This window comes from Pedobacter sp. BAL39 (assembly GCF_000170795.1).
GTDB lineage: Bacteria > Bacteroidota > Bacteroidia > Sphingobacteriales > Sphingobacteriaceae > Pedobacter.
On record NZ_ABCM01000002.1, the window covers coordinates 422489 to 441325 of the forward strand.

16 protein-coding genes are annotated in these 18837 nt (G+C 46.4%); 9 read left to right on the forward strand and 7 right to left on the reverse strand.

The window, feature by feature from the left end:
* Positions 1-59: 59 nt before the first annotated feature.
* Both PBAL39_RS04060 and PBAL39_RS04065 read right to left on the reverse strand, forming a co-directional pair.
* Positions 60-755 carry a DUF421 domain-containing protein gene (locus PBAL39_RS04060; RefSeq protein WP_008238592.1) on the reverse strand — a complete coding sequence of 232 codons (696 nt, stop codon included), beginning with the start codon at positions 753-755 and terminating at the stop codon, positions 60-62.
* Positions 755-1606: a dienelactone hydrolase family protein gene (locus PBAL39_RS04065; protein ID WP_008238595.1), complete on the reverse strand. Its 852-nt coding sequence runs from the start codon at positions 1604-1606 to the stop codon at positions 755-757. Before PBAL39_RS04065 ends, PBAL39_RS04060 begins: the two co-directional genes overlap by 1 nt.
* A 469-nt stretch (positions 1607-2075) precedes the next feature.
* Here PBAL39_RS04065 and PBAL39_RS04070 point away from each other — a divergent pair, with 469 nt between their 5' ends.
* Genes PBAL39_RS04070 through PBAL39_RS04080 form a run of 3 tightly spaced genes read left to right on the forward strand, consistent with a single transcriptional unit; the run spans position 2076 to position 5385 of the window.
* Positions 2076-3281 (forward strand): aminotransferase class I/II-fold pyridoxal phosphate-dependent enzyme, encoded by a 1206-nt coding sequence (locus PBAL39_RS04070; RefSeq protein WP_008238597.1) that lies wholly within the window; start codon positions 2076-2078, stop codon positions 3279-3281.
* Positions 3278-4399 carry a hypothetical protein gene (locus PBAL39_RS04075; RefSeq protein WP_008238600.1) on the forward strand — a complete coding sequence of 374 codons (1122 nt, stop codon included), beginning with the start codon at positions 3278-3280 and terminating at the stop codon, positions 4397-4399. Before PBAL39_RS04070 ends, PBAL39_RS04075 begins: the two co-directional genes overlap by 4 nt.
* On the forward strand, positions 4396-5385 hold the full coding sequence (locus PBAL39_RS04080) for an NAD(P)-dependent oxidoreductase (RefSeq protein ID WP_008238602.1): 990 nt from the start codon (positions 4396-4398) through the stop codon (positions 5383-5385). The genes PBAL39_RS04075 and PBAL39_RS04080 overlap by 4 nt, the downstream gene beginning before the upstream one ends.
* Before the next feature lie 2 nt (positions 5386-5387).
* Here PBAL39_RS04080 and xseB read toward each other — a convergent pair whose 3' ends face one another.
* Entirely contained in the window at positions 5388-5591 is a 204-nt protein-coding gene (gene xseB / locus PBAL39_RS04085) for an exodeoxyribonuclease VII small subunit (RefSeq protein WP_008238604.1), read from the reverse strand.
* Positions 5569-6942 carry an exodeoxyribonuclease VII large subunit gene (gene xseA / locus PBAL39_RS04090; protein ID WP_039866036.1) on the reverse strand — a complete coding sequence of 458 codons (1374 nt, stop codon included), beginning with the start codon at positions 6940-6942 and terminating at the stop codon, positions 5569-5571. The genes xseB and xseA overlap by 23 nt, the downstream gene beginning before the upstream one ends.
* A gap of 93 nt (positions 6943-7035) precedes the next feature.
* Here xseA and PBAL39_RS04095 point away from each other — a divergent pair, with 93 nt between their 5' ends.
* Together PBAL39_RS04095 and PBAL39_RS04100 are read left to right on the forward strand one after the other, a co-directional pair.
* Positions 7036-7299: a YtxH domain-containing protein gene (locus PBAL39_RS04095; RefSeq protein ID WP_008238608.1), complete on the forward strand. Its 264-nt coding sequence runs from the start codon at positions 7036-7038 to the stop codon at positions 7297-7299.
* A gap of 62 nt (positions 7300-7361) precedes the next feature.
* Positions 7362-7664 (forward strand): hypothetical protein, encoded by a 303-nt coding sequence (locus PBAL39_RS04100; protein ID WP_008238610.1) that lies wholly within the window; start codon positions 7362-7364, stop codon positions 7662-7664.
* On the opposite strand, the gene PBAL39_RS04105 is transcribed toward PBAL39_RS04100, so the two are convergent.
* The gene (locus tag PBAL39_RS04105) at positions 7616-8617 is read right to left on the reverse strand and encodes an LD-carboxypeptidase (protein ID WP_008238612.1); all 1002 of its coding nucleotides are present in this window, start codon (positions 8615-8617) and stop codon (positions 7616-7618) included. The genes PBAL39_RS04100 and PBAL39_RS04105 overlap by 49 nt on opposite strands.
* A 177-nt stretch (positions 8618-8794) precedes the next feature.
* Between PBAL39_RS04105 and PBAL39_RS04110 the strand changes: the two genes are divergently transcribed.
* The 4 genes from PBAL39_RS04110 to PBAL39_RS04125 are packed head-to-tail and all read left to right on the forward strand — an operon-like array spanning position 8795 to position 13797.
* Positions 8795-9841 carry a PmoA family protein gene (locus PBAL39_RS04110; protein WP_008238613.1) on the forward strand — a complete coding sequence of 349 codons (1047 nt, stop codon included), beginning with the start codon at positions 8795-8797 and terminating at the stop codon, positions 9839-9841.
* A gap of 27 nt (positions 9842-9868) precedes the next feature.
* A complete protein-coding gene (locus tag PBAL39_RS04115) occupies positions 9869-11227 on the forward strand; it encodes a DUF1080 domain-containing protein (RefSeq protein WP_008238614.1) in 1359 nt (452 codons plus the stop codon).
* 8 nt (positions 11228-11235) lie between these two features.
* Entirely contained in the window at positions 11236-12594 is a 1359-nt protein-coding gene (locus tag PBAL39_RS04120; RefSeq protein WP_008238615.1) for a Gfo/Idh/MocA family protein, read from the forward strand.
* A 3-nt stretch (positions 12595-12597) separates the two neighbouring features.
* Positions 12598-13797 carry a Gfo/Idh/MocA family protein gene (locus PBAL39_RS04125; protein WP_008238616.1) on the forward strand — a complete coding sequence of 400 codons (1200 nt, stop codon included), beginning with the start codon at positions 12598-12600 and terminating at the stop codon, positions 13795-13797.
* On the opposite strand, the gene PBAL39_RS04130 is transcribed toward PBAL39_RS04125, so the two are convergent.
* Together PBAL39_RS04130 and PBAL39_RS04135 are read right to left on the reverse strand one after the other, a co-directional pair.
* Entirely contained in the window at positions 13794-16928 is a 3135-nt protein-coding gene (locus tag PBAL39_RS04130; RefSeq protein ID WP_008238617.1) for a T9SS C-terminal target domain-containing protein, read from the reverse strand. The genes PBAL39_RS04125 and PBAL39_RS04130 overlap by 4 nt on opposite strands.
* A 139-nt stretch (positions 16929-17067) precedes the next feature.
* Positions 17068-18753, reverse strand: a complete 1686-nt coding sequence (locus tag PBAL39_RS04135) for a sodium/sugar symporter (RefSeq protein WP_008238618.1) — start codon at positions 18751-18753, stop codon at positions 17068-17070.
* Positions 18754-18837: the final 84 nt, after the last annotated feature.

Genomic DNA, 18837 nt, shown 5'->3' on the forward strand with positions numbered 1-18837 from the left:
ATTAATTATTAGAACAGCGAATGTCTCATATTGTTTTGGCAGCAGTATATTTTTTTCAATTAACTCATCCTTAAGGTTTGGATGGACTTCACCCATTCTTTTTTTGTGCATACGGGGCAGTAATGCTGGCCTGTGGTAGCTATGAGCTCCGTGTGGCCACAAAAACTGCAGGAATAAAAATCCTTTCTTTCGATATTAACCATCTTTTGGCAGAACAGCTCCGGCAGGATGGGCAGACCATACTTCACTTCCTTATCGGGATAATAGAAAACGCTGATGCTGCCGGAAGTCTCTATAATGGCCAGTTCCACCTGCCCGAGGTGAGCGATACTCTTGAGGCGGAGTTCCGAGAAAAATTCATCCTGGGCAAGATTTTCCTTTTCAAAATTATGGATGGCAAAGCGGCCGTGTTGGATCAGGCAGGTGCAACTCCCTTCCAGGAGGATTTCAATCTTTTTATTTTTATTCACCAGATAGGCGGTCAGCCGGTAAGCAATCACGACCACCAGAAATACCAGTATGGAAGAAAGCAGTCCCACCTCACTATAGAACATGGGATCTCCAGCTGCAGAGCCCAACCCAATGATGACCACCAGCTCGAATACGGACAACTGTTTTACGCCCCGCTTTCCGAGCGTCCGTAGGCTCAGCAGAATCACCAGGTACATAACCAATGTGCGTATCAGGATCTGGGGGATGAACGTCCATTCCTGCTCCCCGATCAGCATCTTTTCAAAATCAGCTCCGGCAAACATCAGCTGAGCTTAATTTTAAATAAATCTATCGTACGCTGCCAGGCAAGCCCCGCCGCCGCCTCATTGAATCTTGTAGGCGAAGTGTCGTTATTAAAAGCATGATTGACACCTTCGTAGATGAATAGCTGATAATCTATATGGTTGTTTTTCAAGGCCTCTTCGTAGGGCGGAATTCCTGAATTAATGCGTTCGTCGAGGCCACCGTAATGTAACATGATGCTGGATTTGATCGCTGGCACATCTTCTGTCTTTGGCTGTGCACCATAGTAGGAGACTGCAACCAGCAGTGTGGGATCATTTACCGCTAGTTTATTGGCCATCCCCCCTCCCCAGCAAAAGCCCAGACATCCGGCTTTGCCATTTCCGTCCTTGTGCTTCCTTAGGAAGTCAAGCCCATCCAGATAATTCTGAAGGTTTTTATCTGCATCAAGTCTACCGATCATCTCCCTGGCTTTGTCCTCGTCTTGCGGTGTACCTCCCAACGGGGATAAGGCATCCACGCCCAGGGCAAGAAATCCAGCTAGCGCGACCCGCTTTGTCACCTCAATGATGTGTGGGTTCAGCCCTCTGTTTTCATGGATCACCAATACTGTTCCTAAATTCTTCTTTCCTTTAGGCTTGGCCAGAAAGGCTTTTACCTCGCCATCATCTCCTTTATAGCTGACCATTTCCGTATCAAGCTCCTGATCATCTACCCTGGCCCCTCTTGCATAATTGTTTTCCAAAAGAGGAAGTATGGTCATTGCCATTGCCGTGCTTCCCGCCAGGAGGGCGAGTTTTCTCATAAACGCTTTCCTGCTGATGCTACTGTGGGTATACGCATCATAGAGACTGATAATTTTCTGATCCATTATGTTAAAATAAAATTGATGTTGAAGCAAGTGATGTTAGCCTGTTTATCCTGGTAAGGATAACCCTGAAAACAATTCAAATGTTTTAATTTTATCACTGAAGAATTCGCTCATCCCCTGTTATTGCCTTAAAGTTAACGCATAGCAAATTTTGTCTTTTTTCAAATTATATCATTTTGCCCGGAAAGAATTCTGTATTTTTAAAAATTCTAAAAGACGGGAACACCCAAAGAAATTATAAGAAAATTGTAAATTTTGTTTTAAAAAGTAATATATTCAAACTTGGATGACTTCAATGTTTTGTTTTCTGTGTTTATGATCTTAGATTTGGGAAGTTTTTATTTGTTTGACAAAATTGTCAAAATTAAAAAGACTTGGCGAAAGAAATTATTAAAGACAGAGCTATTAATTTCTCTTTAAAAACCATTTACAAAAAGAAGCTCCGTGATCTAAATATATTAGTACTAGCATGCGCAAAAAATTACACGATAGGATAGCAGCTTTTAAAGACGCTACAGCAATCAAGGAAAGAGGCTTATACCCTTATTTTCGGGCCATTGAATCAGGACAGGACACAGAAGTTGTTATAGATGGGAAGAAGGTGCTGATGTTTGGCTCTAACTCCTATCTTGGACTAACCAACCACCCAAAAATTAAAGAAGCTGCAAAACAGGCCATCGACAAATATGGCACTGGCTGTGCTGGTTCCCGTTTCCTGAACGGAACACTGGACATCCATATCGAGCTTGAAAGAAGACTTGCCGCTTACGTAGGCAAAGAAGCTGCTGTGCTTTTCAGTACTGGTTTTCAGGTAAACCTCGGCGTAATTTCATGCCTGCTGGATAGAAATGACTACCTGATTCTTGATGAATATGACCATGCATCCATTATTGATGGCAGCAGGTTGTCTTTTTCACGCTCTATCAAATATGCGCACAACGACATGGATGACCTGAGAAAAAAACTGAGCCGTTTACCCGAAGATGCTGCAAAGCTGATCGTCGCTGACGGTATTTTCAGTATGGAGGGTGACCTTGTAAAATTACCTGAAATTGTGAAAATCGCCGAAGAGTTTGGTGCAAATATCATGATGGATGATGCACACAGCCTGGGGGTTATCGGCATTAATGGCTCAGGTACGGCTTCACACTTTGGCCTCACCGACCAGGTTGACCTGATCATGGGTACCTTCAGTAAATCACTTGCTTCGCTGGGCGGTTTCATCGCTGGTACAGAAGAGACAATAGAATATGTAAAACACCGTGCAAGATCATTGATGTTCAGCGCAAGTATGCCTCCTTCTGCTGTGGCGAGTGTAATTGCGGCACTTGACATCATCGAGTCAGAACCAGAACGTATCGATCAGCTTTGGGCAAATACCAATTATGCAAAAAAGCTTTTACTAGAGGCAGGATTCGACATTGGTCATACCGACAGCCCGATTATTCCTGTGTACATCAGAGATAATGATAAAACATTTTTGATCACAAATATCCTCAGCAATAATGGCATCTTTGTGAATCCGGTTGTGTCCCCTGCTGTCCCATCTGATGCGTCGCTGATCAGGTTCTCTTTAATGGCAACTCATACTTTCGAGCAGATTGAAGAGGCTGTAGATAAAATTGCGGCGGCAGCCAAGGAAGTAGATCTGAAACCTTCTCAGGTAGCTATATGAAGAAGATCGTCGCTGTAAACGACAAAACACAGTTAGCTGCTTTTATTGATTTTCCTCACGACCTGTATCAGGGAGATCCAAATTATGTTCCGGAACTTTTCATTGCTCAGCGCGACTTGCTCACGCCGGGCAAACACCCTTTCTTTGAACATTCTTCATTGCAGTGTTTTCTTGCCTATGAAGGTGACAAAGTGGTAGGAAGGATTGCGGCTATACAAAACAACAACCACAATAAAATATACGAGGCCACTGAGGGGCACTGGGGATTCTTCGACTGCATTAACGACCAGGAAGTTGCTGACCTCCTATTTACTGCAGCAAGGGAATGGCTGAAAGCACGCCAGCTGACCTCTATGATGGGCCCCGTGAACTTCTCGACAAATGAAGTCAACGCCCTATTGATACAGGGATTTGACGGGCCTCCGGTAGTGCAGATGCCTTACAATCCCCCCTACTATCTTCAACTGATAGAAAATGCGGGCTTTTCAAAAAAAGTGGACCTCCGTGCTTACAAGTTTTTTGCCGGTGATTATAACGATCGGTCTATGAGGCTTGTTGCTGCGCTGGAATCCAGACTGAAGCGCAACAAGATCATCATTCGTAAAATCAACATGAAGGATTTCAAGAATGAAGTAACGAAAGTTCGTGAAGTATACAATAAAGCCTGGGATAAAAACATGGGCTTTGTGCCGACAACAGATAAAGAATTCGAATACCTTGCAAATGACCTGAAGCTCATCATTGATCCTGATTTTGTGTATGTTGCTGAACAGGAAGGTAAACTTGTTGCGTTCTCTCTTGCAATCCCGGATATTAATACTGCCCTGATCAAAATAAAGAGAGGCAGGTTATTTCCTTTGGGATTATTGAAGTTGCTATGGTACAAACGTAAAGTCAAAGGCTTAAGGATCATGGCTCTTGGAGTCGTTGACGGTTATCGTAAGATGGGTATAGAGGCCTGTTTGTATGGTTCGATTATCAAGGCATTTCAGGACAAGAAATTCGAATACGCCGAAGCATCTTGGATGCTGGATCACAACGACTTGATGAACAGCGCTATTGAGCAGATCGGCGGCAAATTATATAGAAAATACAGACTTTTTGAGAAGTCAATATGATAAAAAAAGTACTCATTACCGGCGCTACTGGTTTTGTGGGCTACCACCTGATTAATAAAGCGCTGGAAGCAGGACTTGAAGTACATGCGGCCGTCCGCCCCGAAACGGACAGGTCGCATTTATTGGATCTCCCGATCCACTACGTCAACCTGGATTACCAGGATCCCGTCCGGCTTAAAGAACAACTGGAAACAGGGCAATACCACTACATCATTCATGCAGCCGGCATCACCAAGGCTAAAACATTGGAAGCCTACAATAAGGTAAATGCAACCTATTCGAAAAATCTTGCCCTTGCAGCAAAGGAGGCAGCAATTCCGCTTGAGAAGTTTGTTCTGGTCAGCAGTCTCGCAGCTATAGGACCGATTTCAGATCTTTCAAAATCAATTGCCGCAGACGCTGTTCCTTCGCCGGTTACCAATTATGGACGCAGTAAATTATTAGCAGAACAATACCTGGCGGACATTTCGGGGCTTCCTCTGATCACGATCCGTCCTACTGCCGTGTACGGGCCGAGGGAGAAGGACCTTTTCATCATCATCAATACGATCAACAAAGGGATTGATCCACATATTGGTCGCTTTGGGCAACAACTAAGCTTCATTTACGTGAAAGATCTTGCTGCAGCAATTGTCGCTGCACTGAGCTCCGGCTTAACCGGCAGGAGTTACAACATCTCCGACGGAAGAGGTTACAGTAGATATGCGCTTGCCGACGAGGTAAAGAAGACCCTACACAAAAAAGCCTTTCGCATACATTTACCGGTATCATTTGTAGGGATGCTGGCCTCAGTAATGGATTTTATTTATAAAAACCGAAAAGACACGCCGGCATTGAATAAAGAAAAAATGGCTGAGCTGACCGCTGTCAATTGGGCGTGCGACATCGAGGCGCTGGTAGAGGAATTAAACTTCAAGCCCCAATATGATCTGGAAAATGGGGTTAAAGAAACGATACGCTGGTACCAGGCAAACCATTGGCTGTAATCCTACTTTTCATTTTCCATCTGTTTGATAATCTTGTTGACTTCAGTTTCCGTTGCCCGTAGTTTTCCCTGACAAAAGCCGATGAGCTCGGATGCCCTTTTTACTTTTTCAGCCAGTACATCTACAGAAACAGCCTCTGTTTCTAATTCCTGCGTGATCTCCGCCAGCTCTCTGTAGGCAAGCTCATAGGTTAAATTCGTTTCCATCATTCGTTGATTTAGATTTTACTGTTGTTTTTAATATTGCAGATGCGAGATGAACGGTAAGCTCCGTTCCCGGTTCTATAGCGGATGCATCGCTCGTGATCTTACCATCTCGCATCAGCAATGCAAAACCCTTATTGAGGATGTTCTTTGGACTCATCATTTTCACGAGCGACTCAAAATGAGCTATGTTTGCCTGTTTGTTCTGAAAGTACATCCTGCTGTAGGTCTTCATATTGATCACCAGGTTTCCAAGGTCTTTCTGTTTATTGGCCATTAGCACCCTTGGGTTGCTGATGAGCATATTTGAACGGTTCATGAGCAGACGGTGGTGCTCATGGAGCAGATTTTTACTGGTATTGATGGTCAGTTGATTGAGCTGTCCTAACCGGTCTTTCTGCAGGTTGATCATTTGAAATGTCCGGATCAGGACAGTTTGCTGCATATTCAGCAGCTGCTCTTCAAAATGTCTGTTGTGGGCAATCAGCAACTCGGCAGCCTTGGTAGGTGTTTTTGTAGAGGTATGGGCCATCAGGTCGGCAATGGTCTCATTTTTCTGGTGTCCAATCCCTGTGATGATCGGTATCGGAAATTTAGCGATCGCCCTGTTCAGCTCGTAATTGTCGAACATTACAAAGTCCGACTGCGCGCCACCTCCCCGGATGATCACCAGTGCATCGTATTTTTTTTGAGACTCAAATACCGCAATTAGCCTGGATAAAAACTGGCGGGCATTGCCCTCGCCTTGTACCAATGTGAAATAATCATCGACATCAAAATGATACCCGAAAGGATTGTGTTCCAATGTATGTTTAAAATCCTGAAATCCTGCGGAGGTGTCCGAAGAAAGTACCGCAATCCGCTGCAGTACCCTATTGAACCGCAATCCTTTATTCCTTGTAAAATACTGTTCCCCATTACGCTGTATAAAATCGCCATTTTCCCTTACAAGGCGTTCCAGCGTTTCCTTCCTTTGCTGTTCAAACTTTCCAAGTGTGAAACTGGTGTCGATATCAAGAAGGTTCAGCTGAAGACCAAACGAAGGATTATATTGCACGGACACCTGGACAAGCACATTGATGTCATTCTTAAACTGCTGACCTGTAGTTTTCTCAAAATTGCGGATGTGCAGCGAGGCATTGCCCCATGCTCTGCCCGCAATACGGGCAACTACCCGCGAGGAGCCACTATCTTTCTCTATAAGTTCGAAATAATGATAATTGCTCTGTACCTTATAGGTATAATTGCTGATATCAGCAATCACCCAAAAGCTCATGTTTCCGAATACCCCATCTAGTGTCTGCTGTATCTGAGCTGTCAGTGTTGATAATCTTATGGATGGGATATTTGTCAATGGGTTCAGTATTGAAGAAAGCCTAAAGTTAGGAATTCTGGAAACAAATTCGGCGCTGGTAAGTTTATATTGTATAAGGACGTAGAAATAAATATGAACGGAAATACAAAAATACTGATCGGAGTATTGGCAGGAATGGCTGCGGGTGCTGCATTGGGACTGCTACTTGCTCCGCTAAAGGGGAAAGATACCAGAGATGAGCTTAGTTTGTCAATTAAGGATGCAGGTTATGAACTGCAGGACCTGACGCAGGGGCAGCTCGAACAGCTGGACAACATCAAAGAACATGTGAAACAATCCATCAGCAACCGGTTTAGGGACAATAGTGATTTTGAAGACCATGTAGAGCACGTATAACAGGTTCCGCTCCTACCACTTAGTTCAGGGCTGATACACACCAAATCTAAATAATCTATACAATGGGAAAGATATACAACTACGATGACATCAACAATCTCACTGACCTCCGCAATATGAAGGCAGAACTGAAGATTAGCTGCCGGCTGCAGGAAACAAAAATCAAGGATGATGTTAAAGAGTACATACACCAGTTTACGCCCGGTTATCTGGTAAGTAAGTACACCAGGAAACCAAAGGAAAAAGTTACCAATGCCTTCAGTAAAGTCAAATCATGGTTTAGTCGCAAGAAGAAAAAAAGTGCGCAGGAAATCGCCTATGGCACACTCAGTGTTACCCCGCTTGGATCGACGATTAGCCGGTGATGCACTCCGGATTTCAGCGCGTAATTTTCCCGCTGATGGCCTACCGGGAAGCCGAAACATACCGGGTATTGATAGTCTCCGACTTTCTCCATAACGATTTCGTAAATGGATTTCCCGAACTCCTCGCCTGCGTCGTCAGGTTTTACTTTAAAGCCACCGATGATGAGTCCCCTTAACCTGGCGAGCTTCCCGCTTCTTTTAAGGTTCCACAACATACGGTCAATGCTGTATAAATATTCACCGGTATCTTCCAGGAAGAGGATCTTGCCGGCAGTATCCAGATCAGAACTACTGCCCGCGAGCGTTTCTATGATGCTTAGGTTTCCTCCAACAAGTTGTCCTTCAGCACTACCCTCACGATTTGCAGGACTGGAGGGCGCAGTATAGGTGATGCGCTCACCGCTCAGCGCCTGACGGATGGACAAAATCGTTTGTATTTGTACAGGATCCGCATTGAGCCAGTCAGAAGGAAAGCTATTACACATTTTGGCATGTATTGACGCAATACCGATGTGGCTATTCAGGTGGCAATGCAGTAAAGTAATGTCACTGAAACCGATGATCCATTTCGGATGCTGCCGGAACCTCGAGAAATCCAGCCGATCGATGATTCTTACTGTACCATAACCTCCCCTGGCGCACATAATGGCATGGACAGCGTTATTGTCCAGCATCATCTGAAGGTCTTCTGCACGTTGTTGATCAGTCCCGCCAAAGGTAAAATCACGACGGCCAATGGTTTCGCCAATAACTACCCTAAATCCCCAGCTTTGTATCAGCTCCACTGCGGGCCTGATTTCGGCCAAGGTAATGAAACCTGCCGGACTGGTGATGCCGATGGTGTCCCCCGCTTTTAAATACGAAGGCAGCCGTATGTCCGAAAGAGGTTCCTGTTTTCTGTGGGAAAATCCAGATGTATAGAATGGTATACTTACCGTTGTAGTGGCAAGCATCAAATTTAGAAATCGTTTACGGTCCATCATCTACTCCAACGTTATCGTAATTTTTTCGGTTCAATTTAGCTATAAAAAGCCGCTTTATGGCCTGAGAAATTTATATTAGCATGATGAGACTGGCAGAGCATCATCATCTCTTGCAATGTACTGTGTTTCTAAAGAACTAACCGGAATATGAACAAATATTTGATCGTGGCCTGCTGCTTTCTGCAGTTGCAACTTCATGCACAAAGTAAGCGCATCAGCTTTCTGCATCACATCAATACCTCCAGGATTGATATCGGTGTGGATGGCAAGTACTTCAGCAGTTTTGTCTTTTCAGACTCACTGGAAAAGCCGGTATTGTTTCCTATTCATGCTGCCAACGACGCGGTTATTACCAGAGGTTTTCCGCTGAACCCCCGGGAGGACGAGCGCATTGACCACCCACACCAGGCGGGGTTATGGTTTACCTACGAGGATGTAAACGGTATTGATTTCTGGAACAACTCCTACGCTATTCCCGCGGAAAGGAAATCACGTTATGGCTGGATCAGATCGGTACAGGTGACGCAGATGAAGGAAGGAAAAAGAGAAGGGCGACTGAGTTACACGGCAAACTGGGAGCGCCAGGACCGCCGTATATTGCTGGAAGAACATACCAGTTTTATATTTTCCGGCACTGACAAATCAAGAACGATTGAACGCATCACTACCCTGACCGCAAGCAATGATACCGTTCGTTTTAAAGATGTGAAAGATGGACTGCTGGGGATCCGCGTTGCCAGCGAGCTGGAAATGCCCAGCGACGAGGTCATGGAAATGACAAGTGAGCGTGGCAGCCTGACCATCGCCAGTCCTGATCCGGCGGTAACCAGTGGCAGCTACCTCAACAGCATCGGTAAAGCCGGTGATGAGGTATGGGGAACACGGGCAAACTGGTGTCGCCTTACGGGTACAAAAGATGGCTCTGCAGTGAGCATAACCATTATGGATCATCCTAAAAACCCGGGCTACCCTGGGTACTGGCATGCACGTGGTTACGGTCTTTTTGCCCAGAACCCTTTAGGACAGCATATTTTCAGCAATGGAAAGGAAACAATGAACCTCACTCTTGCTCCCGGTAAGTCAGTAACCTTCCGGTATCGGATCCTCATCAACAACACAAAAATCCCCGGAGCTGTTGAACTGAACAAACTGACCGATGAATTTGCAACAACCAATAATCACCCTTATGATTAATCTTTTTACCCTATAACACACAAAGCAATGAAACCAAAACATGTATTATTAATTGCAGCCTTGTTGCTGACCGGTAAGCCGGCGCTCCTCAAAGCGCAGCAGTGGCAGCAACTATTCAATGGAAAAGACCTCAGCGGATGGAAACAGCTGAATGGAAAGGCAAAATATGAGGTCCGCAATGGAGAGATTATCGGTACCACTGTAAGTGCTGAACCCAATTCTTTCCTATGTACAGATGTCGATTACGGCGATTTCATCCTGGAAGTAGAGCTGATGGCAGACCCTTCGATGAATTCAGGAATCCAAATCCGCAGTGAAAGTAAATCAGACTATGAGAACGGACGTGTACATGGTTACCAGGTGGAAGTAGATCCTTCCGACCGGCAGTTTAGTGGTGGTATCTACGATGAAGCGAGAAGAGGCTGGCTCTACCCTATGGACATCAACCCAAAAGGAAAACTGGCTTTTAAAAATGGATCATGGAACAAATACCGGATAGAATGTATTGGAAATAGCATCAGAACGTGGGTGAATGGTGTTCCTGCGGCAAATGTGGTGGACAATATGACCCCAGCCGGATTCATCGCCCTACAGGTACACTCCATTGGCAAAGACGAGATTGCCGGAAAGCAGATCCGCTGGCGTAACATCAGGATCCAGACCAAAAACCTGAAACCTTCAAAGGCAGATAAGATCTTTGTGGTGAATATGGTTCCCAATGACCTCAGCGCTCAGGAAAAAGCAGAAGGTTACAGCCTGTTATGGGATGGCCGTACTACTGAGGGATGGCGTGGTGCCTATAAAAGCACTTTCCCGGAATCAGGGTGGTTGATTAAAGACGGAGAGCTGAGTGTGGTGAAGTCTGACGGCAGTGAGTCTACTCATGGCGGCGACATTGTTACCGAAAAGCAATACGGTGCTTTTGAGCTGAAGTTCGACTTCAAGCTGACTCCCGGCGCCAATAGTGGGGTGAAATATTTTGTCACCTTAACCGAAGGCAATAAAGGATCAGCAATAGGCCCTGAATACCAGGTACTCGACGATGAGCGTCATCCCGATGCCAAGCTTGGCAAAAACGGCAACCGCACATTGGGGTCTTTGTACGACCTCATGACCAGTAAAAAAATCCCTAATGCGCAGCGCAAAATCGGGGAATGGAACCGTGGACTGATCCGTGTGTTTCCGGATAATAAAATAGAATACTGGTTAAACGGTTACAAGATACTGGAGTATGAGCGCGGCACACCGGAGTTTACGGCGCTGGTTGCGGGCAGCAAGTACAAAGACTGGAATAATTTCGGCATGGCGGAAAAGGGACATGTCCTCTTGCAGGACCATGGCGACCAGGTATTTTTTAGAAGTTTGAAAATAAAAACACTTAAATAAGTTTCATCATGTTATCATCCAGAAGAAAATTCATTAAACAGTCGGCCATTGCAGTGGCTGGTACTTATGCCGGCACCATGGGAATGTCGGCGAAAAGTTATGGAAATATCATCGGTGCAAACGACCGTGTACGGGTAGGTGTGGTCGGTTTCTCCGACCGCTTCGCGCAATCACTCCTGCCCTCGTTTCTTAACCACCACAAGGAGCTTAACTTCGATATGGTAGCGGTATCGGATTTATGGAATTACCGCCGCGGATTGGGCGTCGACCTGTTGAAGAACAAGTTTGGCCATGACATTACCGCATGCCGCAATAATGAGGAGCTCTACGGGCTCAAAGACATTGATGCCGTGATCATCAGTACTGCCGACTTTCAGCATGCGGTACACGCCATTGAGGCTGTACAGGCCAAGTGTGATGTCTATTGTGAGAAGCCTTTTGCGGAAACAATGGACGATGCCAAAGCTGCGTTAAAGGCGGTGAAAGCGTCTAATCAAATCCTTCAGATTGGCTCACAACGTAGAAGTGGCGGCAATTATGTAGCCGCCGAAAGGTTCATCAAAGACGGTAAGTTTGGCGACATCACGATGGTTGAGCTGAGTTGGAACGTAAACCAACCGGGCCGCTGGAGGCGTCCTGAACTCGTAGCAAAACTAAAACAGGAAGATACGGATTGGAAGCGTTTCCTGATCAACAGGCCTTTTGAAGCATGGGATCCGCGTAAGTACCTGGAGTACCGTTTATTCTGGCCTTATTCATCGGGTATGCCCGGACAGTGGATGTCGCATCAGATTGATACTGTCCACTGGTTTACTGGCCTGAAACACCCAAGAAGCGTTGTTGCCAATGGCGGAATCTACCAGTGGAAAGACGGCAGAAGAAACTGGGATACCACCACTGCGGTATTCGACTATGGTGCTGCTGATGACCCTCAGAATGGCTTCCAGGTGGTGTTCACTTCAAGAATGCACAATGGAGACGAAAATCCTGCGGAAATCTACTACTCCAATGGTGGTGAGCTCAACCTGATCACCAATATGGTTTCTCCAAAAGGAGGTCTTTCAGCCGGTGCTGCCAAGGCAATGCAAATGCAGCCCAATCTCCTTCCGGAGCTTAAACTGACGGATACTGTTGAGAAAGTTGCTGCTTCAGCAAATACCGGTGGAGATAAGCTTACCTCTGCACACATGCGCAACTGGATGGAGTGTATACGCAGCCGGAAAACACCCAATGCTCCTGTGGAGGCCGGTTATTACCATTCCATTGCCAATATCATGACCAATGCGGCGGTACGGACAGGAAAAAAGGCTACCTTCGATGAAAAGGGACAACGGGTAATGGTTGATGGCAAAGAGTTTAAATATTAACTGATGTACAGGAGAACATTCATACAAAGCGGCAGTCTGCTGGCAGGTTCATTACTCTTGCCTGATCAGATGCTGGCTGCATTTGGAACAGCTGACAGAAAGATCAGGGTTGGTGTAATTGGTTGCGGCGACAGAGGCAAGGGGCTGATCCACATCTCCAGAGAACTGCCGGAGGCCTTCGAGGTAGTTGGCATCTGTGACGTGCTCAGCTTCCGTTTCGACGAAGCAAAGAAGCAAAGCCCGCAGGCAAAGTGGAAGACTTACAAGGATTACCAGTCGCTGTTGGACAATAAAAACATTGACGCGGTATTTATTGCGACGCCTTTGAACATGCACTTTCCCATTGCCGTTGCTGCGCTTAAAGCAGGCAAACATGTATACCTTGAAAAAACGATGACCTATAACATCACCGAGGCGCTTGACCTCGTGAAAATTGTGGATGCCCATCCAGACCAGGTGCTTCAGGTAGGCCACCAGTACCGGTATGCCCCGGTGTATTATCGTGTTAAACAAATGATCGAAGAGGGTTATCTTGGCAAAGTAACACAGGTAGAGAGCCGCTGGGACAGAAACAACAACTGGCGCAGGCCCGTTGCTGATCCTGCGCTGGAGCGGCAGATCAACTGGCGGATGTATAAGGCTTACTCCGGTGGACTGATGGCTGAGCTGCTGTCGCACCAGATCGACTTCATCAACTGGGCATTTAATACTAATCCGGATGAGATCATGGCCACCGGTGGCATTGATTTCTATAAGGATGGACGGGAGACGTTCGACAATGTACAGGTGATGTTCAGGTATGCCAAAGCTGGCATGATCGGTAACTTCGGCACTACACTGGCAAATGAGCGTGACAGTTATCAGTTCCGGATAAAGGGTTCCAAAGGAACAGTGTCGCTCCTGGTCAATGAGGCGATTTACTATCCTGAAAACAGCATGCGTAAAGAACTGGAAACGGTTGACGGTGTGACCGGTGCGACCAAGATGGTATGGGATAAGAATGGTGGCATTCCTATCCCTTCAGAAGGGCCTCCACACGACAGCACTTACTACGCATTGAAAGACTTTCATAAATCTATCATTAATAAAACCAAGCCGGACTCCAATGTGAATACAGGTGCAAAGACTGCAATATGCGTGCATCTCGCAAACAAAGCTTTGTACAACAATACCATTGAACGCTGGGATAACAATTTGTACTAACGAATGATGGTCACCGCCCCCGAGATGGACTTTCGTCCATTTCGGGGGTTCACCAGGTAGTAGTAGGTGCCTACGGGTAAATCATTCCCTTTATACCTGCCGTCCCAACTTTTTACCGCCGCAGCTCCGGAGGCGCTGAAGACCTTCTCTCCATACCTGTTGAAAACGTCGATGGTAGCATCAGGATAGCTTTCCAGATAAGTGATGTTCCAGGTGTCGTTGATGTTATCTCCGTTCGGGCTGAATGCATTGGGGATTTCCGGGTTCTTAAGTACCGTGACCTTTACACGAGCGGTGGATATACATCCACCCATACTGGTTACTGTTAATGTATATACGATATCTTCTTTTGGACGGGCAACCGGGTTACTAATGTCATCACGACTTAATCCGGTCGCAGGACTCCACTTGTACGTCAGCCCGCTGCCATTACTCCTCCCCTCGAGCTGCACCTGTCCATCTTCAAGAATGGTTACATCAGGACCTGCATCTGAAGAGGCCAAAGGATATACCGCGACGGTCTGTGTCGCAGTTGCCGGGCATCCCTCAAGGGGCTGATAGGTATAAGTAATCGTAAAGGTCCCTATACCAGCGACTGCGGGATTAAAGTATCCGTTGGCGTCTACACCTGTGCCGCTATATGTTTCTGTACCACCAGTGACCACCCCTGCAGTTTCGCGTCCCTCTCTTAAACGATATGGAGCTCCACTGGCACATTGGTCGGGAATCGGCTCAAAGGCAAGCACAGCCTTTGTCTGTTCAATTTCAATATATACAGGATCACTGGCTACGGAATATGCACAGCCGAGGTGAACTACCTGCCGCCTGAAATAGGTGCTGACGTTAAGTACGCCCGGATCGTAATCCGAGGCATTTGCAGCAGCAATATCCAGATAATCAACTCCATTGGCAGATGCCTGCCATTGATAACTTAAGCTACTGAAACCGCCGGTTGCTGTGCTTCCGGTGATGACGTCCGGATCACCTTCAGCGCAGAATTTGCTGAGCTGTGGGGCAGTAATCATATTATTGCTGATGACAATGTCATTGATGGTCACATCCTCCGCAGCAGACGCGGTGCCACTAAAGTTTGTTCCGGGTATGGTTGCCCGGGAACCTGTCTCATAATTGGTGTTTGAGCCTGCGAAAGCATTCAACAGGGGAGTGATGCGTCTTTGCGGCTGACTGAGGGTACGTGTAGGATCTAAGAATAAAGATTGCGCATGTGCATCGTAAGTTCCCGGGCTTACCATACAATCCACGCGTACATACATGGTAAGCCTGACCTCATCTCCCGGTGAGATGTTGAAATCCCCGACCCGCGGGCGGTTGTCGTCATTACTCAGGTTAACCAATACCGTGGAGGGCCCACCGGCATTACCAGTGTAAGTGGCTATTGCCGATTGGAAAGCAAAACCCGACGGAAGTTTTGCTTCTACTTGTACTCCTCCTGCATTTCCGCCTCCAGGCACATTTCTGGCGATGATGGAATAGCTGAGGATGCTGCCCCTGACCACTGGACTTCCGTTATTTACAAAGGCCATGACGGTGTTTAGCTCAGGATAACATCCAGATCCACTACCCTGGAGGTATGGAGGAAGGTCGCTCAGTGCAAAAAAATCTGACCTCCCTGTAGTTCCCCCTGCGGCGTTGTGCGGTGTATTTTGGGCAGACACTCCCGCCGACCCCGGACGCACATCAACGGTCACCGTTGATGCCGGCGTAGCGTAAAACACCTGTCCGCCGCCACCGCCACCACCAGGGCCATGCTCCTGCCCTGGATCTCTGTCCCTTTCGGTATTTCCGCCTGCACCACCCATTGCCTGAATGTTAAGGTGTGATGCAGGATCGGGACTATTGACTTTAATGAATACAGTTCCTCCGGCTCCACCGCCACCCGCACCATCAGGCGCGGCTCCTGCAAGGCCCACTTGTCCTTTACTTCCATTGGAGAGAATTGTTCCCCTACCTTTTATACTTCCTGCATTTATAAGCACAATACCGCCACCAACACCGCCTTTGACGCCATCAAGTGCGTCATTGGCGTCGCCACCGCCACCACCACCGCCCATAATCAGACGATTCAGGTCCTGTAATCCTCTGTACAATAGACTGCCAGGACGACCTCCATTTGGAAACAGATGATTTTCATCGCTATACCTTACGCCATTGCCTCCAACGCCACCAAAGCCAGCATTGGCTCCGCCGCCACCGCCTGCATTATGATCATTGCCACCGCCACCTGCATTTGCAGGAGCGCCTTTCCCGACGGATCCGTCCGGAAGTCCCTCAACGATATTATCGACCAGGTTGAAACCGTCCCACATGTAACGTGGTGTGCCAGCAATGCCTTCCCCTTTACCGGTGCCCCTGGGGTCATTTGAGGGCTTTACATATAGATAATCGATATTCAATCCTGATTCACCCCTTGGTGCGTAACCGCCGCGAAAACCTCTCGCCGAGGCATCAACAACATGACCATTAAAATCCATCGTGCCGGAAACGTCAAAAGCAATGACACCTCCTGCAATACCGTTGAACGGTGGCGTCTTGACGTCATTGGACAGAATGAGGTTGGAGTATTGTGGTACACGAATCACCTGAAATGTTCTTTTACCTCTCGTAGCTGTTGGAGGTTCGTTATAATAGGAATTGACCGCACTGTTGCCCATTGGATTCACTCCTTTGAAGGTCAGCGCTCCACCTGTTAAAGGCACATCACTTGTTGCAATGACATATTCAAACACTCCGGTATTTCCAAGGCTGGTGAATCCCGTCCCTCCAAGGCCGTCGGGTCCGGAGCTGGCATTGTTTGCGCCATACCGATTGTCATTACTGTAGGCAATCTGAGCATCCTGCATCTGAATGATGAGTAGCAAATCGCCCTTCTGAATGGCTTTTGTACCAAAGTTATTTCCATAAGGGTCGTCTGCGGGCACCGCCGCAAGTGGCACGGCAACCGAGCCGGCATTCAATATAAAGGTACCGGCGACTGGAAAATAACTATTGATGGACACATTTGTATTGGCAGGGCCATCAAGCCCCGGGGTACCGCAAATCTGCGCATCTGCAAGATTATAGCAAAAAAAAAGCAGAAATATAAAGATGCTGCAGGCCTTGATTAGCTTCATTAAAAGGATTTATATAAACACCACACAATCTATACAGTTGTTTTCAGTTACGCAAATAACTGGCTGTAAAAATTTTAAAGGCATAAAAAAAGCCGCTTTACCATTAAGGCAAAGCGGCTTTTTTTACGATGGGTCAAGGCTACCAGAACGCGGAATATAAGGCTACGATAAGGGCCATAATAATCAAGGCGCCTATAGCAAATGAAGTCGATACCCTAAACATCTTGGTGTCTACTTCAAGACCATTAGGAACAACTCCTTTTTTATTCTCAACGATGCTAATGATATACATACCGATGATACACACGGCAAATACAATGACCATCCTATCCATAAATGGAATTTCGAATACTCCTGAAGAGTTGGCTACTGCCCATCCGAATTCATATAAAGGAGAAAGATCGACCCATCCTGGAAGGAACTTCAGGATGACCGACACGATAAAACCACCAACGGTAGCAAACAATGCCGCATTTGAAGTTGTCTTTTTCCAGAAGAACCCTAAGATGAACATGGCAAAAATACCAGGAGATACGAATCCTGTATATTCCTGGATATATTGGAAGCCTTGTTTTCCTTCGCCCATTAGCGCGTCGCCAATGATGAGTGACAACACAACAGCGATCAGCATAGAGACAACGACAGTAATCTTTCCAACATTCACCAGCCTGCTTTCACTCGCTTCATTATTAAATGCCTTTTTGTAAACATCGAGTGTAAAGATCGTGGCGATACTATTTGCTTTACCTGCCAGTGAGGCTACAATTGCAGCGGTCAATGCCGCAAATGAAAGTCCCTTCAATCCGATAGGAAGCAATCCCAAGAGTGCAGGATACGCTTTATTGGGATCCTGAACACCTGAGGTGGTCAAGAGATCAGCGCCGCTGATTCCAGGAATCTTCTCTTTGATGATGTAATATACCGCAATACCAGGGATCACCACAATTACAGGCATCAGCATTTTCAGAAAGGCCGCAAATAAGAGACCTGACCTTGCTACAGGAAGCGAGGCCCCAAGCGCACGTTGCGTGATGTATTGATTACAGCCCCAGTAACTGAGGTTAGCGATCCACATACCGCCAATCAGTACGCTTAACCCAGGTAAATCCATGTAATTTTCATTGTCTTTTTTGAAAATCAGGTGGAAGTGTTCAGAAGCGCCATCGGTAAGCATAGAAAAACCTTTTACGATACCACCGTCATTAGAAATCAGGTTCAACGCAATGTAAGTAGCAACCAAACCACCAAGCACCAGGAAGAACACCTGGATCACATCCGTATATCCAATTACTTTCATGCCACCAAGTGTGATGATGATGGCAAAGATCGCACAACCCAATATACAAACAGTGATTGGAAGATCGGAAATACCGCTAATGGCGAGGGCACCCAGATATAGAATAGACATGAGATTAACCACAATGTACAGCATCAGCCAGAATACGGCCATGATCATCGCAACCTTTTCATTGTAGCGCTGACTCAAAAACTGGGGCATGGTGAAGATCTTATTCTTCAGGTATACCGGCATGAAAAAGATGGCAACAATAATCAATGTTGCGGAAGCCATCCATTCATAAGCAGAAATGGCAAGTCCGAGCTTAAAACCAGAGCCACTCATACCGATCATCTGTTCGGCTGAGATATTCGATGCAATGAGGGAAGCTCCGATTGCCCACCAGGTAAGCGAGCCTTCTGCCAGAAAATAATCTTTTGAGTCGGCTGAAAGGGTCTTTTTCTTTCGATAGATCCAAAAGCCATACGATGATACAATTATAAAGTATACAAAAAATACAATGTAATCGTAGGTTGCAAGTTTGTTCATTGTTTATATCGGTTTTTATTGAGCGACTAAAATATAAATTTATTAGTTATAACCGTCATAAAAACAGTTATAACTAATAAATTT

Coding starts and splice junctions, on each gene's coding strand:
- PBAL39_RS04130 (WP_008238617.1), bottom strand. CDS start 16,928: ATGAAGCTAATCAAGGCCTGCAGCATCTTTATATTTCTGCTTTTTTTT.
- PBAL39_RS04105 (WP_008238612.1), bottom strand. CDS start 8,617: ATGCTTGCCACTACAACGGTAAGTATACCATTCTATACATCTGGATTT.
- PBAL39_RS04100 (WP_008238610.1), top strand. CDS start 7,362: ATGGGAAAGATATACAACTACGATGACATCAACAATCTCACTGACCTC.
- PBAL39_RS04065 (WP_008238595.1), bottom strand. CDS start 1,606: ATGGATCAGAAAATTATCAGTCTCTATGATGCGTATACCCACAGTAGC.
- xseB (WP_008238604.1), bottom strand. CDS start 5,591: ATGGAAACGAATTTAACCTATGAGCTTGCCTACAGAGAGCTGGCGGAG.
- PBAL39_RS04135 (WP_008238618.1), bottom strand. CDS start 18,753: ATGAACAAACTTGCAACCTACGATTACATTGTATTTTTTGTATACTTT.
- PBAL39_RS04115 (WP_008238614.1), top strand. CDS start 9,869: ATGAAACCAAAACATGTATTATTAATTGCAGCCTTGTTGCTGACCGGT.
- PBAL39_RS04120 (WP_008238615.1), top strand. CDS start 11,236: ATGTTATCATCCAGAAGAAAATTCATTAAACAGTCGGCCATTGCAGTG.
- PBAL39_RS04080 (WP_008238602.1), top strand. CDS start 4,396: ATGATAAAAAAAGTACTCATTACCGGCGCTACTGGTTTTGTGGGCTAC.
- PBAL39_RS04070 (WP_008238597.1), top strand. CDS start 2,076: ATGCGCAAAAAATTACACGATAGGATAGCAGCTTTTAAAGACGCTACA.
- PBAL39_RS04060 (WP_008238592.1), bottom strand. CDS start 755: ATGTTTGCCGGAGCTGATTTTGAAAAGATGCTGATCGGGGAGCAGGAA.
- PBAL39_RS04125 (WP_008238616.1), top strand. CDS start 12,598: ATGTACAGGAGAACATTCATACAAAGCGGCAGTCTGCTGGCAGGTTCA.
- PBAL39_RS04095 (WP_008238608.1), top strand. CDS start 7,036: ATGAACGGAAATACAAAAATACTGATCGGAGTATTGGCAGGAATGGCT.
- PBAL39_RS04110 (WP_008238613.1), top strand. CDS start 8,795: ATGAACAAATATTTGATCGTGGCCTGCTGCTTTCTGCAGTTGCAACTT.
- PBAL39_RS04075 (WP_008238600.1), top strand. CDS start 3,278: ATGAAGAAGATCGTCGCTGTAAACGACAAAACACAGTTAGCTGCTTTT.